The sequence below is a fragment of the Mesorhizobium sp. CA6 genome (genome assembly GCF_020165035.1).
Lineage (GTDB): Bacteria > Pseudomonadota > Alphaproteobacteria > Rhizobiales > Rhizobiaceae > Mesorhizobium.
Genome location: NZ_JAIUHI010000011.1, coordinates 26683 through 40177, shown reverse-complemented (window position 1 = coordinate 40177; position 13495 = coordinate 26683). Strand labels below are relative to the sequence as shown.

12 protein-coding genes are annotated in these 13495 nt (G+C 64.1%); 7 read left to right on the top strand and 5 right to left on the bottom strand.

The window, feature by feature from the left end; all coding sequences use genetic code 11:
• Positions 1–86 precede the first annotated feature (86 nt).
• On the top strand, positions 87–704 hold the full coding sequence (locus LB526_RS17800; RefSeq protein ID WP_140802045.1) for a L,D-transpeptidase: 618 nt from the start codon (positions 87–89) through the stop codon (positions 702–704).
• Positions 705–862: 158 nt separating this feature from the next.
• Here LB526_RS17800 and LB526_RS17795 read toward each other — a convergent pair whose 3' ends face one another.
• From LB526_RS17795 to trpS, 3 genes are all read right to left on the bottom strand, one after another.
• Positions 863–1432 (bottom strand): NifU family protein, encoded by a 570-nt coding sequence (locus LB526_RS17795; RefSeq protein ID WP_095766114.1) that lies wholly within the window; start codon positions 1430–1432, stop codon positions 863–865.
• Positions 1433–1633: 201 nt separating this feature from the next.
• On the bottom strand, positions 1634–2125 hold the full coding sequence (locus tag LB526_RS17790) for a universal stress protein (RefSeq protein WP_095766113.1): 492 nt from the start codon (positions 2123–2125) through the stop codon (positions 1634–1636).
• 98 nt (positions 2126–2223) lie between these two features.
• Positions 2224–3291, bottom strand: coding sequence for a tryptophan--tRNA ligase (trpS, locus tag LB526_RS17785; protein WP_224628901.1), 1068 nt, complete (start codon positions 3289–3291; stop codon positions 2224–2226).
• Between the two features lie 234 nt (positions 3292–3525).
• On the opposite strand from trpS, the gene LB526_RS17780 reads away from it, so the two are divergent.
• Positions 3526–3771 (top strand): type II toxin-antitoxin system VapB family antitoxin, encoded by a 246-nt coding sequence (locus tag LB526_RS17780; RefSeq protein WP_095766111.1) that lies wholly within the window; start codon positions 3526–3528, stop codon positions 3769–3771.
• A complete protein-coding gene (locus LB526_RS17775; protein ID WP_095766110.1) occupies positions 3771–4175 on the top strand; it encodes a type II toxin-antitoxin system VapC family toxin in 405 nt (134 codons plus the stop codon). The genes LB526_RS17780 and LB526_RS17775 overlap by 1 nt, the downstream gene beginning before the upstream one ends.
• Here LB526_RS17775 and murJ read toward each other — a convergent pair.
• Positions 4150–5757, bottom strand: a complete 1608-nt coding sequence (gene murJ, locus LB526_RS17770; RefSeq protein ID WP_224628899.1) for a murein biosynthesis integral membrane protein MurJ — start codon at positions 5755–5757, stop codon at positions 4150–4152. The two genes, LB526_RS17775 and murJ, sit on opposite strands and share 26 nt — an antisense overlap.
• A 39-nt stretch (positions 5758–5796) precedes the next feature.
• The gene (locus LB526_RS17765; RefSeq protein WP_224628897.1) at positions 5797–8598 is read right to left on the bottom strand and encodes a [protein-PII] uridylyltransferase; all 2802 of its coding nucleotides are present in this window, start codon (positions 8596–8598) and stop codon (positions 5797–5799) included.
• A 185-nt stretch (positions 8599–8783) separates the two neighbouring features.
• Here LB526_RS17765 and LB526_RS17760 point away from each other — a divergent pair, with 185 nt between their 5' ends.
• The 4 genes from LB526_RS17760 to LB526_RS17745 all read left to right on the top strand — a co-directional run bounded on the left by LB526_RS17760 (position 8784) and on the right by LB526_RS17745 (position 13492).
• Positions 8784–11285 carry a heavy metal translocating P-type ATPase gene (locus tag LB526_RS17760; protein WP_224628896.1) on the top strand — a complete coding sequence of 834 codons (2502 nt, stop codon included), beginning with the start codon at positions 8784–8786 and terminating at the stop codon, positions 11283–11285.
• 41 nt (positions 11286–11326) lie between these two features.
• Positions 11327–11716, top strand: a complete 390-nt coding sequence (locus LB526_RS17755; protein WP_224628895.1) for a DUF305 domain-containing protein — start codon at positions 11327–11329, stop codon at positions 11714–11716.
• A gap of 89 nt (positions 11717–11805) precedes the next feature.
• Positions 11806–12651 carry an aldo/keto reductase gene (locus tag LB526_RS17750; RefSeq protein ID WP_224603793.1) on the top strand — a complete coding sequence of 282 codons (846 nt, stop codon included), beginning with the start codon at positions 11806–11808 and terminating at the stop codon, positions 12649–12651.
• A gap of 31 nt (positions 12652–12682) precedes the next feature.
• Positions 12683–13492, top strand: a complete 810-nt coding sequence (locus LB526_RS17745; protein ID WP_224628894.1) for an MBL fold metallo-hydrolase — start codon at positions 12683–12685, stop codon at positions 13490–13492.
• Positions 13493–13495: the final 3 nt, after the last annotated feature.

Below are 13495 nucleotides of genomic sequence, written 5' to 3'. Positions count from 1 at the left end.
CAAGCAAAAGAAATGCCAGCATGAATGGTGGCAACAAAGCGGCCGACTCGTGCCGCTGGTATCGAGGCGGGGCGTCGGACCTTTTCATGCGCTTGAAGTCATTTGCAATCCTCGCCGCTCTTGCGCTGTCGACCGCGATCAGCGGGTGCAGCACCATCGGTGGGCAAATGTTCACCAACAACTATGGCGCGATGACCGATGCCGGCTATCAGCTGCCGCGCATCCCGATCGAGAAGGTCCCCGCCAGGTACCACCGCCAGGAAGTGCGGTACGACTCGTCGGAGAAGCCGGGCACCATCATCGTCGATACGCAGAACAAGTTCCTCTATTTCATCGAGGGCGACGGCATGGCGATGCGCTACGGCATCGGCGTCGGCCGCGAGGGTTTTGAATGGCACGGCACAGCCCATATCGCGCTGAAGCGCGAATGGCCGACCTGGACGCCGCCCTCGCAGATGATCAAGCGCCAGCCCGAGCTCGCCAAGTTCGCCGGCGGCATGGAACCGGGCCTGAAGAACCCGCTCGGCGCGCGCGCCATGTATCTCTTCAACAAGGGCGGCGACATGGGCTACCGCCTGCATGGCAGCCCGGAATGGTTCTCGATCGGCAAGGCGATGTCGTCGGGCTGCATCCGGCTGATGAACCAGGACATTATCGATCTTTACGACCGCACGTCGGTCGGCGCCAAGGTCATCGTGATGTGATCACGAAGGCCGAGGCCAAAAGCTTTCGCAAGCGGACCGTCTAGGCAACAACAAGACGTCCAAAAACAGAAAACCGGGCTGTTGGGGCCCGGTTTTTTGTTTTTGCGATCTTGGATCGGAATTCGCTTCGCCGCACGACGCGGCCGGCCAGTGGGTTCTCAGGCGACCTGCTCGACCTGCTGTACTTCCGGAACAAAATGGCGAAGCAGGTTCTGGATGCCGTGCTTCAGCGTTGCCGTCGATGACGGGCAGCCGGCGCAGGCGCCCTTCATGTGCAGGAACACGGTGCCGTTCTCAAAGCCGCGGAAGGTGATGTCGCCGCCGTCCTGGGCAACGGCGGGGCGCACGCGCGTGTCGAGCAGTTCCTTGATGGTCAGCACCAGCTCTTCGTCGGCCTTGTCGTAGAACTCGCCGGTCTCGCCGGCTTCGCTCGCCGGAGCGGTCGCGGCCATGACCGGCGCACCGGACATGAAATGCTCCATGATGGCGCCGAGGATCGCCGGCTTCAGGTGCTGCCAGTCCGGACCGTCCTTGGTCACGGTGATGAAATCATAGCCGAAGAAGACGCCGGTGACGCCCGGGATCTCGAACAGGCGGCCGGCCAGCGGCGAGGCCTCCGCCGCGGCTTCGGCGTTGCGGAAATCGGCTGTGCCTTCGCGCAGCACTTCCTTGCCCGGCAGGAATTTCAGCGTCGCCGGGTTCGGCGTCGATTCGGTCTGGATGAACATGGGTATCTCCAGGCCCTTCCCGGGCCGATAGTTTGGAATAATTCTAAATAGGCTCTATCGGCTGGACATTCAAGCGAAACGCGTCGCTGGAACGGCTGGCTGGCGGAATGTTTTTCGGCTTCTATCACGAATATCGAGGTGGATCGAGATTCAGGTCAGGCGGCCATTTGCAGGCCGGCCTCACCTGAATATCGAAGCACCTCAAGCTAGGCTGTCGATCTCTTCGTCGGACAGGTTCTGCGGCACCACCGTGACCGGAATGGGAAAAGCCGCGCCGCGCCCGGCGACCGCGCTGACCAGCGGCCCTGGGCCTTCCTTGCCGGCGCCGGCGGCCAGCACAAGGATGGCGATGTCCTGGTCTTCCTCGATCAGTTTGTGGATTTCTTCCGTCGGCTTGCCTTCGCGCACCACCAGCTCCGGCTCGATCCCCGCATGCTGGCGCACCTTGTTGGCGTAGCCGTCGAGCGCCGCGCGGGCTGTCGCCGTGGCTTCCTCGCGCATGATCTTTTCCACACCCAGCCAGTGCTGGAAGTCGTCCGGCTCGATGACGTAGAGCAGCACCAGCACGCCGCTGGTGCTTTGCGCCCGCTTCGAGGCATAGGCGACGGCGCGCTCGCATTCGGGCGTGTCGTCGATGATCGCCAGGAACTTGCGGCGATGGCCGGCTTCGCGGCTGAGGCGTTTGGAGACCATGTCTATCTGCTCGGTATGGTTCGGTCGCAATCTGCCACTGCCGCGAACCGGCGGCAAGCCGCCGGTCGGCGCGGCAATGGTCCGAGGAGGTCGCTGGATCAGTCCTGCAGAAGGCCGATAATGTCGCGCACCGTCTTCATCGTGCCCTCGGCGATTGCGCGGGCCCGGTCGCCGCCATCCTTGAGCACGGCGTCGACATAGGCGCGGTCGCCCTCGATGCGGCGCATCTCGGAAGCGATCGGCGCCAGCTTCTCCACGGCAAGATCGGCAAGCGCCGGCTTGAACACGGAAAACTGTTGCCCGCCATACTCCTTCAGCACCTCTTCCTTCGAGATTTCCGCGAGGCCGGCATAGATGCCGACGAGATTTTCCGCCTCGGGCCGGCTTTCCAGCCCGTCGACCTCGCTCGGCAAGGCCTCCGGATCGGTCTTGGCCTTGCGGATCTTCTTCGAGATCGTGTCGGCATCGTCGGTCAGGTTGATGCGCGACAGATCCGACGGGTCCGACTTCGACATCTTCTTCGAGCCGTCGCGCAGGCTCATGATGCGCGCCGCCGGGCCGCCGATCACCGGTTCAGTAATCGGAAAATAGCCGTTCACCGTCTCTTCGCCGACCTGCATTTCGACGCCGACGCCAAGGGCTGCGATCTTCTCGGAGAAGTCGTTGTTGAATTTCTGCGCGATGTCGCGGGTCAGCTCCAGATGCTGCTTCTGGTCCTCGCCCACCGGCACATGCGTTGCGCGGTAAAGCAGGATGTCGGCGGCCATCAGGCTCGGATAGGCAAGCAGGCCGAGCGAGGCGTTCTCGCGGTCCTTGCCGGCTTTGTCCTTGAACTGCGTCATCCGATACATCCACCCGATGCGTGCCACACAGTTGAGGATCCAGGCGAGCTCGGCGTGCTGCATGACCCGCGACTGGTTGAAGACGATGTGCTTCTTGGGGTCGATGCCGGAGGCCAGGAACGCCGCGGTGATCGAGCGCGTCTGGTCGCCCAGGTCCTGATGCACGAGCTGCGCCGTCAGCGAGTGCAGGTCTACGACGCAATAGATGCAGTCGGACTGATCCTGGAGGGCGACGAATTTCTTGATGGCGCCGAGATAGTTGCCGAGATGCAGGTTTCCGGTCGGCTGGACGCCCGAAAAGACGAGTGGCTTGAAGGCGGACATGAATTCCTCATGGCTTGTGGAGGGCCGTCTAAGCATGATTCCAAAAAGTTGCAGACTTTTTGGAGCCAATCATGCGGCTGGAAACCGCGCGCGGCGAAAGTCTTGCGACGGCGCGCTTATGGACGAAGCCCGTTGCGGGATCAAGAGGCGCGGACGAGCTGGCATGGGGCATCGGTACGTTGACATTTGCCGTGCATAGGCTACATATTTCTAACTACATGAAGGAATGTAGCCATGACCATCAACATCAACAATAAGGAAGCCGACAGGTTGACGCGCGCTTTCGCCAAAGCTGAAGGGGTCGGCATCACCGAGGCAATCGTGATCGCCATGCGCGAAGCCTTGGAGCGGCGCCGCAATCGCGAGACGCCGCTGGAAACGGCGGCACGACTGCGAGCCGAGTTTGGAATCAAGCTTAGCGAACAAGCGCGCAAACCGCTGCCGCAGTCCGTTTATGATGAACTTTCCGGCGACGACTGATGTTTGTCGACGCCGCAGCCATCGTCGCAATCCTAAGCAACGAGACGGAAGCCGAGCGATGCGCGCAGGCCGTCATGAAGGCATCGGCACCGTTCACGTCGGCGATAGCCGTTTGGGAGGCAGCGATGGCGCTCGCGCGACCAGAAAAGCTGGCAATTCCGGTCGCCAGAAGCGCGGAGATTGTAGACCGCTTTCTGGAAGAGCGGGCAATTGCCTTGCACGAGCTTCCGCCTGCATCCGAGGCAACATCCCTATCCGTCGAGGCCGCTGCGCGGTTTCGCAACAATGCTATCCGCCTAAATATGGCGGACTGCTTCCACTACGCTTGCGCCCGATACTACGCCGTTCCGATACTTTCTACGGCCAACGAATTCCGTCTCACGGATCTGGAGACTGTTCCCTGACGGGCGGTAGCGCCTTGGGTGAACGACGCTTGACGTTCCTCCGAAGCATCCCGAAATCGGCGCCGCCGGTGCCGAAGGCGGCGATGAAATAGAGCGCGGCGCCCCCGGCGACCAGCCCAAGCACCGTCGTCGCCTTCACCACGAGCGGCGAGCCAGGCCCAATCTGCGCGGCAAAGTGGCGCTCCGCGAAGTAAAGCGCCACGGCCATGATTACGGCGGAAAGCACCAGCCGGGGAATGCGTCGCAAGAGCGGCACGTCTCGGCCCCAATGGCCGCGCCTGATCAGCATGGCGAGCAGCAGCAGCGCGTTGACCCATCCGGCCACTGCCGAAGCCACCGCAATGCCAGGCGCGCCCATCGACGGGAACAGGCTCAGCGCCGTGGCGACATTCACGACGACCGAGATGGCGGCAAAGATCATCGGCGTGCGCGTGTCCTCGCGCGCGAAATAGCCTGGCGTGAATGCCTTGATCAGCACGAAGGCCGGCAGGCCGAGGCCGAAGATCGCCAGAATCGAGGCGACGATCGGCGTCGAGTGGTTGGCGGCGAAGGCGCCGCGCTCATAGACCAGCCGCACGATCGGCTCAGACATCACCCAGAGCGCCGCGGCGGCGGGCAGCGTCATGAACAAGGTGAACTCGACCGAGCGGTTCTGCAGGTTGGCTGCCTCGACCAAATTGCCCGATTTCAGCGCCCGCGACAGTTCCGGCAACAGCACAATGGCGACGGCCACACCGACGACGCCGAGCGGCAGCTGGTAGATGCGGTCGGCATAGGCGAGCGACGACACGGCGCTGTTCTGCGCCGAGGCGATCGCCGTGCCGATCAGCTGGTTGATCTGCGTGATGCCGCCGGTGATCGCCGCCGGCAGTGCCAGGATCAGCAGCCGCTTGACGTTGGGCGTCATCTTCGGCCGGCGGAAGCCGATCGAGATGCCGGCATTGCGCACCGCGATCCAGACGATGGCGAGTTGCACGATGCCTGCCGCCAGCACGCCCCAGGACAGGCCGAAGCCGACATCATGCGCGTCCAGCCCGTGATACCAGGCATAGGCGAGCACGCCGATCAGGATAATGTTGAGGAAGGCCGGCGCGATCGCCGCCGCGAAATAGCGGCGCAGCGAGTTCAGCATCCCGGCCATCATGGCGCCGAGCGACATGCATATGAGATACGGGAACATGATTGTCGCAAGCCGGACGGTCGTCTCGAACTTGCCTGGAATGTCGGCAAAGCCCGGCGCCACCAGGTAACGCACGATCAGCGGCATCGCCAGTTCCATCGCGATGGTCAGCGCCAGAAGCGCGGAGAACAGCACGCCGAACACTTCCTCCGAGAAGCGCTTGGCGCCGTCGGTGCCATGCTGCTCGATCTCCTTGGCGAACAGCGGCACGAAAGCGGCGTTGAAGGCGCCCTCGGCGAACAGCCGGCGGAAGGTGTTGGGAAACTGGAAGGCGGCGTTGAAGGCGTCGGCGACCGGTCCGGTGCCGAGCGCTGCCGCCATCAGCATCTCGCGGCCGAAGCCCAGCCCACGGCTCATCAGCGTGCCGGAGGCGACGGTGGCGAATTTCTTGACTAGGCTCATGCTGGGAACGACTGCCAGAAAAATTGCGTCAAATGGATGTCACTCGGCCGCCGCCTTGGCCTTGCCGTTACGTTCGGACGAATTGCCTTCAAGCGTATCGATCAGCCGCTTGTGGATGGTGGCAGTGCGCGTCGGGCTGTCGATCTTCTGTCCGGTCAGGTCGGTGACGTAGAACGTGTCGATGACCTTCTCGCCGAACGTCGTGATATGCGCCGAGGCGATGTCGAGCGAAAGGTCGGAGAGCGTCCCGGTGATCTCGGACAGCAGGCCTGGCCGGTCCAGCCCCTCGACCTCGATCACCGAAAAACGGTTCGACAGCGTGTTGCGGATCTCGGCGCGCGGCGGAATCCGGAACACCTTGGCGCCGCGCTTCGGCTTGGTGCGCTTCTCGATCATCTCGGGCAGCCAGCTCTTGCCCGAAAGCACGTCCTCGATCAACCGGCCAACGCGCTCGGCGCGGCGGCGCTCGTCCTCGTCGCGGTCGAACTCCCTGGAGATCAGAATGGAGTCCAGCGCGCGGCCGTCCGAGGTGGTGAAGATCTGCGCGTCGACGATGTTGCCGCCCGCCGCGGCGCAAGCTCCGGCAATGATCGAAAGCAGGCGCGGATGGTCCGGCGCCAGCACGGTGATCTCCGTCACCGCCTCGAACTCATGCGTCTTGACCATGGTGGCAAGCTTCTTGCCGGCCGCATCCGCCTCGCGGATGAATTCGGCATGGCGAAGCTGGTCGGCAAGGTCAACCGCCAGAAGGTAATTCTCGTAGTGCTGCGCGACATAGCGCTTGCGCTCCTTCGCCGGCCAGGCAGACAGTGCCTCGGCCAGCCGCTCGCGCGCCGCGGCCGTGCGCTCGGCGCGCGAGACTTCCGAAAAGCCGCCCGTCAGGAGCAGTTCGGTCTCATAATAGAGCGTGCGCAGCAACTGCCCCTTCCAGCCGTTCCACACGCCCGGCCCGACGCCCCTGATATCGCAGACGGTGAGGATCAAAAGCAGCTTCAGCCGCTCGGCCGATTGCACGATCGAAGCAAAATCCTCGATCGTCTTGCGGTCGTTGAGGTCGCGCGTCTGCGCTGTCATCGACATCACAAGATGGTTCTCGACAAGCCAGGCGACGGTCTCGGTGTCGGCGGCCGACAGCCCCATATGCGGGCAGATGCGCCGCGCGATCCTGGCGCCGGCTTCCGAATGGTCTTCGGGCCGGCCCTTGGCGATGTCGTGCAGCAGCACCGCGACATAGAGCGCCTCACGGCTCTTTCTCAGGCCAGGCATCAGCGTGTGCGACAGCGGATGCACCTTCGCGCCGTCGCCGCGCTCGATCTCGGCCAGCACGCCGATGCAGCGGATCAGATGCTCGTCCACCGTATAGTGGTGGTACATCGAGAACTGCATCATGGCGACGATCTTGCCGAAGTCGGGGATCAGTCTGCCGAGCAGCCCCGCCTCGTTCATGCGCCTGAGATTGAGCTCGGCATTGCGGTCCGATGTCAGGATGTCGAGGAACAGCCGGTTGGCCTCCTCGTCGCGCCGGAGCGACTTGTTGACGAGCCCGAGCGAGCGGGTGAGCAGCTTCAGCGCATCGGGGTGGAATTCCAATCCGTGCTTGTCGGCGAACCAGAACAGCCTCAGCAGGTTGACCGGGTCGCGCTCGAACACGCTGTCGTCGGCGATGTTGATGCGGTGGTTGTCGACGATGAAGTCGGAGGTGCCGGCAAGCTTGCGCTTGCGCCGCTGGAAGGTGAGGAAGATGCGGTTGAAGCCCGGCACATGCTTGGCCTGCTCTTCCTCGAGCGCCGCACAGAAGATGCGGGTGAGGTCGCCGACGTCCTTGGCGACGAGGAAATAGTGCTTCATGAAGCGCTCGACCGCCGACAGGCCGGGATGCGTCGTGTAGCCCAGCCGCTCGGCGATCTCGCGCTGGATGTCGAAATGCAGCCGCTCTTCCGCCTTGCCGGTGAGGAAATGCATGTGGCAGCGCACCGCCCAGAGAAAATCCTCGGCCTTCTGGAATTCGCGATATTCGGCCTCGGTGAAGACGCCCTTCTCGACCAGTTCCTCGCCGGTGCGCACGCGGTAGAAATATTTGCCGATCCAAAACAGCGTCTGCAGGTCGCGCAGGCCGCCCTTGCCGTCCTTGACATTGGGCTCGACCAGATAGCGGCTTTCGCCGGCCTTGGCGTGGCGCTCGTCGCGCTCGGCGAGCTTGGCCTGCACATATTCCGGCCCGGTCGTGCGCACCACTTCATGGTCGAAGCGGGTGAGCAGTTCTTCATAGAGCTTCTGTTCGCCCCACAGGAAGCGCGCCTCGAGGATCGACGTGCGGATGGTGATGTCGCCGCGCGACAGCCTGAGGCACTCGTCGATGTTGCGGGTGGCGTGGCCGACCTTCAGCCCCATGTCCCACAGCATATAGAGCATGTATTCGACGATCTGCTCGCCCCATGGGGTCTGCTTGTAGGGCAGCAGGAAAAGCAGGTCGATGTCGGAACCCGGCGCCAGCGTGCCGCGGCCGTAGCCGCCGACGGCAACGACCGCCATGCGCTCGGCCGCGGACCGGTTCTTGACCCGATAGACATGGGTGGCGGCGAAATCATAGAGCGCCCGGATCAGTTCATCCATCAGATGCGACAGCCGCTCGGCGCAGGCATTGCCGCCGCCGTCCTGCTTGAGCATGGTCTCGGCGATCTTTCGCCCTTCGGCCATCCTGGCCTTGAGCAGTTGGAGGACGGCCGTGCGGGCAGCCGGTCCTGAACCGTCGCCGGCGCTCGCCGCCGTCAACGCGGTCAAGTCGCGGCGCAACGCATCGCCATCGATGATTTCGTCGAGTTTCAGGGAGATCTTTGCCATTCGGCGGCGTCTATAGCCTGTTTTCGCGGCGCTGTGTATGGGGCAGGCGGCCGCGATTGCCATCGCGCAGAAGCGTAATCCGCAATCGCCCGGCCGATTTTCGCAAAAGTCGAAACCGGCTCTTGACCTTCCAGTTACTGGAAGGACTACCTCCGCCTCAATTCGAGAATTCCGAGGTATTGCTGATGACCCATTCCGACCACCACCACCATCATGCGCATGGCGGCTGCTGCTCTGCGAAGAATGTCGCGCCCGACACCGAAGCGGTGATTCGCGACCCTGTCTGCGGCATGACGGTCGATCCGGCGGCCGGCAAGCCGACGGCCGAGCATGGCGGCCGCACCTTTCATTTCTGCAGCGAGCGCTGCCGCACGAAATTCCAGGCCGAGCCCGAGGGCTATTTGACGGCCACCGATCCCGTCTGCGGCATGAGCGTCGACCGCGCGAGCGCGAAGCACTTCGTTCGCCATGAAGGGCAGGGCTTCTATTTCTGCTCCGCCGGTTGCAAGGGCAAATTCGAGGCGGAGCCGGCAAAATACCTCGCTGGCCGGCCCGAGCCGCAGCCGATGCCCAAGGGCACGCAATACACCTGCCCGATGCATCCCGAGATCATCCGCGACAAGCCCGGCTCCTGTCCGATCTGCGGCATGGCGCTGGAACCGATGGGCGTGCCGACAGGCGAGGAAGGCCCGAATCCCGAGCTCGTCGATTTCACCCGCCGCTTCTGGGTCAGCGCGGTGCTCTCCGTGCCGCTCCTGATCATTGCCATGGCGCCGATGCTGGGCTTCAGCTTCGAAACCCTCATCGACGGCCGCACGAAGACCTGGGTGGAACTGGCGCTGGCGAGCCCGGTGGTTCTGTGGGCGGCGTTTCCGTTCTTCCATCGCGGCTGGGAATCGATCCTCAACCGTAGCCCGAATATGTGGACGCTGATCTCGCTGGGCGTCGGTGCCGCCTACCTCTACAGCGTGATCGCCGCCCTGTTCCCGGGCCTCTTTCCGCATCAGTTCCGCGGTCATGACGGCGCCGTCCCGGTCTATTTCGAGGCCGCCGCCGTCATCGTCGCGCTGGTCTTTCTCGGCCAGGTGCTGGAACTCAAGGCCCGCGAGCGCACCGGCTCGGCCATCCGCGCCCTGCTCGACCTTGCCCCGAAGACAGCGCGGCTGATCGGCGCCGACGGCTCCGAGAAGGACGTACCGCTCGACAGCGTCAAGTCGGGCGACCGCTTGCGCATCCGTCCCGGCGATGCCGTGCCGGTCGACGGCATCGTGCTCGAGGGTCGGTCGGCGATCGATGAATCGATGATCACCGGCGAACCGCTGCCGGTCGAGAAGACGGAAGGCGACATGCTCACCGGCGGCACGCTGAACAAGAACGGCTCGCTGGTCATGCGCGCCGAGAAGGTCGGCGCCGAGACCACGCTGTCGCGCATTGTCGAGCTGGTCGCCAAGGCGCAGCGCTCGCGGGCGCCGATCCAGGGTCTCGCCGACCGCGTGTCCTTCTATTTCGTCCCGGCCGTCGTGCTGGTGGCGGTCCTGGCGTTCATCGCCTGGGCGCTCGTCGGCCCCGAACCGAGCCTGATCTTCGCCATCGTCTCGGCGGTGTCGGTGCTGATCATCGCCTGTCCCTGCGCGCTCGGTCTTGCGACGCCGATGTCGATCATGACCGCGACCGGGCGCGGCGCGCATGCTGGCGTGCTGATCAAGGAAGCCGCGGCGCTGGAGCGCTTTGCCGCCGTCGACACGCTGATCGTCGACAAGACCGGCACGCTGACAGAGGGCAAGCCGCGGCTTACCGATGTCGTTCCGGCCGCGGGCATCGGCGAGAACGAGCTGCTCGGCCTCGCGGCCGCGCTGGAAAAGGGCTCCGAGCATCCGCTGGCCGAGGCGATCGTCGAGGGCGCTGCCGCGCGCGGCCTGAAGCTGGCCGACGCGGTCGATTTCGAAGCCATTACCGGCAAGGGCGTTTCGGGCACGGTTTCGGGCAGGAAGGTCGCGCTCGGCAATGCGGCGATGATGGCGGACCTCGGCGTCGCAACGTCGGCTGCCAATACCGAGGCGCTGCAGGCCGAAGGCAAGACGGCCATGTTCGTGGCTGTCGAGGGCAGTTTCGCCGGTATCGTCGCCGTCGCCGATCCCGTGAAAGCGACTACAACCGAGGCGATAAGGGCGCTGCACGACAAGGGGTTGCGCATCATCATGGCGACAGGCGACAACGAGCGCACGGCACGAGCGATTGCCGGCAGGCTCGGCATCGACGAGGTCCGCGCCGGGTTGCTGCCGGATGAGAAGGGCGCGCTGGTCGAGGAACTGCGTGCCAAGGGCGCCGGCGTCGCCATGGCCGGCGACGGTGTCAACGACGCGCCGGCGCTGGCCGGCGCCGATGTCGGCATCGCCATGGGCACCGGCGCCGATGTCGCGGTCGAAAGCGCCGGCATCACGCTGGTCAAGGGCGACCTCAACGGCATCGTCAGGGCACGCACTCTCGCCCAGGCGACGATCCGCAACATCCGCCAGAACCTGTTCTTTGCCTTCCTCTACAACGTGCTCGGCGTGCCGGTCGCGGCCGGCGTGCTTTATCCGCTTACCGGCACGCTGCTGTCGCCGATGCTGGCGGCGGCGGCGATGAGCCTGTCATCGGTCTCCGTGATCGGCAACGCGCTGCGGCTGAGAACGTTGAAACTCTGAGCAAGACCCCCAGATACGCAATCCAGCAGAAGGAGACTTGAATGACCCTGGCCAAGAAAATCGTGCTGCTTTTGATGGCGGCCGGAATGCTGCTCGCCGTGTTCCTCGAAAGCGTGCCGGCCTCTTCGGAGGAGATGAAGCACGACATGTCCAAGATGGCGATGGGCGCCCAGAGCCCGGCCACCGTCGGCTACGAGAAGGCGATGAAGAAGATGCATAAGGACATGACGATCAAATACACCGGCAATGCCGATGTCGATTTCGTCCGCAGCATGATCCCGCATCATCAGGGCGCCATCGACATGGCCAAGGTGGTGATCGCCAACGGCAAGGACCCGGAGATGCGCAAGCTCGCTGAAGGCGTCGTCACGGCACAGGAAGCCGAGATCAAGCAGATGCAGGACTGGCTCGCCAAGCATCCGGCGAAATAGTCACTGCGGGAAATCCGGGCGGCCAGCCGGCGTCGGTCTGGATTTCCAACTGTGGCTGTGCTGCGATCCAGCCTTACGCGGAGAACGCCATGCCCTCGTTGATCAGAACCTTGAAGCTGCCGTCGGGCGAAACCGTCCCGGTGCTGGGCCAAGGCACCTGGAAGATGGGTGAGGATCGACGGCGCCACGCCGATGAGGTCGCGGCGCTGAAGCTTGGGCTGGACCTCGGCATGACGCTGATCGACACGGCCGAAATGTATGCCGATGGCGGCGCCGAGGAGGTGGTGGCGCAAGCCATCGCCGGGCGCCGCGACGAGACCTTCCTGGTCTCCAAGGTGCTGCCCTCCAACGCCTCGCGCGCCGGCGTGAAACGGGCCTGCGAGAGCAGCCTGCAGCGCCTCGCCACCGACCGCATCGATCTCTATCTGCTGCATTGGCCGGGCAGCGTGCCGCTTTCCGAAACCGTGGAAGCGTTCGAGGCGCTAAAAACGGAAGGCAAGATCCGCCACTGGGGCGTCAGCAATTTCGACACGGACGAGATGGAGAATCTAGTCAGTCTGCCGTCCGGCGGCAATGTCCAGACTAACCAGGTGCTTTACAACCTGTCGCGGCGCGGGCTCGAATTCGACCTTGCGCCGTGGAGCCGGCAGCGCCGCATACCGCTGATGGCCTATTCGCCGGTGGAGCAGGGCGCGCTGGCCCGCAATGCGCGGCTCGAGGCGGTCGCCGCCCGCCACAACGCCACGGCGGCGCAGATCGCGCTTGCCTGGATAATGATGCAGGACGGCGTCATCGCAATCCCGAAGGCCGGCCGCCAGGAGCATGTCCGCCAGAACGCCGCCGCGCTCGACATCGCGCTGACGGCGGAAGACCTTGCCGAGCTCGATCGCGCTTTCCCGCCGCCGACGCGCAAGCGCGGCCTGGAGATGATTTAGCCGAAAACCTCGATCGGGCGGAGAGCAGGCATTGGAACGAATTTCAGCCGGACCTCATTACGCGACCTATAAAATCGGCGACTTGACCGTCACCTCGCTGCGCGACGGTTACGTCGACATGCCCGTCCGGCGACTGCGCCAGCCGGGAGACAAGCCTTTCGGCGACGATCTGCCGCCGCAGGTGCCGCTCTTCGATGGCGCGCTCCGATTGTCGGTCAATGCCTTTGCCATCGATGACGGCGAAGACATCACGCTGATCGATACGGGGTCCTCGAACGCCTGGCACCCGACGATGGGCTTTCTGCCGCAGGCGCTGAGCGAGGCGAACATCGCCGTCGATCGGATACGCACGGTCGCCTTTACCCACACCCATCTCGACCATATCCAAGGGATCATCCTTCCGGATGGCGGGGACGGTTTCCCGCGGCTCTCCCGCTTGCTTGTCCCTCGAGCCGAGCTCGACATGTTTCGGTCGGTAGCGAGGTTGAGCCGCTTCCGTGATCGAGCGCAGCCCTTGGACCCGGGCCAGCACCTGAATGCGAATATCGAGGCAATCGCCGCCTCGGGTCATGAAATCGGCCATACCTGCTTTCGCGTCACGAGCGGCGGCGAAACATTGTTGGTCTGGGGCGACCTCGTGCATGCTCCGTCGCTTCAGTTCGATCGGCCGGAGGTCGCGTGGGAGTTCGACGCGGATCAGGAACAGGCGCGGACAACCCGGCTGCAGATATTGGCCCGTGCCACCGACAACGGCTGGTGCGTTGCAGGAGCGCATCTCGATTCACCGGGCGTCGGCCGGGTTTTCCGAACCGAGACGGGTTTCCGCTTCGAGCCTTTGTAGGAA

What these genes read in the sequence shown, in the direction of transcription:
- LB526_RS17780 (WP_095766111.1), top strand. Translation starts at nt 3,526, where the DNA reads ATGACCATCAACATCAACAATAAGGAAGCCGACAGGTTGACGCGCGCT.
- LB526_RS17760 (WP_224628896.1), top strand. Translation starts at nt 8,784, where the DNA reads ATGACCCATTCCGACCACCACCACCATCATGCGCATGGCGGCTGCTGC.
- LB526_RS17765 (WP_224628897.1), bottom strand. Translation starts at nt 8,598, where the DNA reads ATGGCAAAGATCTCCCTGAAACTCGACGAAATCATCGATGGCGATGCG.
- LB526_RS17775 (WP_095766110.1), top strand. Translation starts at nt 3,771, where the DNA reads ATGTTTGTCGACGCCGCAGCCATCGTCGCAATCCTAAGCAACGAGACG.
- trpS (WP_224628901.1), bottom strand. Translation starts at nt 3,291, where the DNA reads ATGTCCGCCTTCAAGCCACTCGTCTTTTCGGGCGTCCAGCCGACCGGA.
- LB526_RS17750 (WP_224603793.1), top strand. Translation starts at nt 11,806, where the DNA reads ATGCCCTCGTTGATCAGAACCTTGAAGCTGCCGTCGGGCGAAACCGTC.
- LB526_RS17755 (WP_224628895.1), top strand. Translation starts at nt 11,327, where the DNA reads ATGACCCTGGCCAAGAAAATCGTGCTGCTTTTGATGGCGGCCGGAATG.
- LB526_RS17795 (WP_095766114.1), bottom strand. Translation starts at nt 1,432, where the DNA reads ATGTTCATCCAGACCGAATCGACGCCGAACCCGGCGACGCTGAAATTC.
- LB526_RS17800 (WP_140802045.1), top strand. Translation starts at nt 87, where the DNA reads ATGCGCTTGAAGTCATTTGCAATCCTCGCCGCTCTTGCGCTGTCGACC.
- murJ (WP_224628899.1), bottom strand. Translation starts at nt 5,757, where the DNA reads ATGAGCCTAGTCAAGAAATTCGCCACCGTCGCCTCCGGCACGCTGATG.
- LB526_RS17790 (WP_095766113.1), bottom strand. Translation starts at nt 2,125, where the DNA reads ATGGTCTCCAAACGCCTCAGCCGCGAAGCCGGCCATCGCCGCAAGTTC.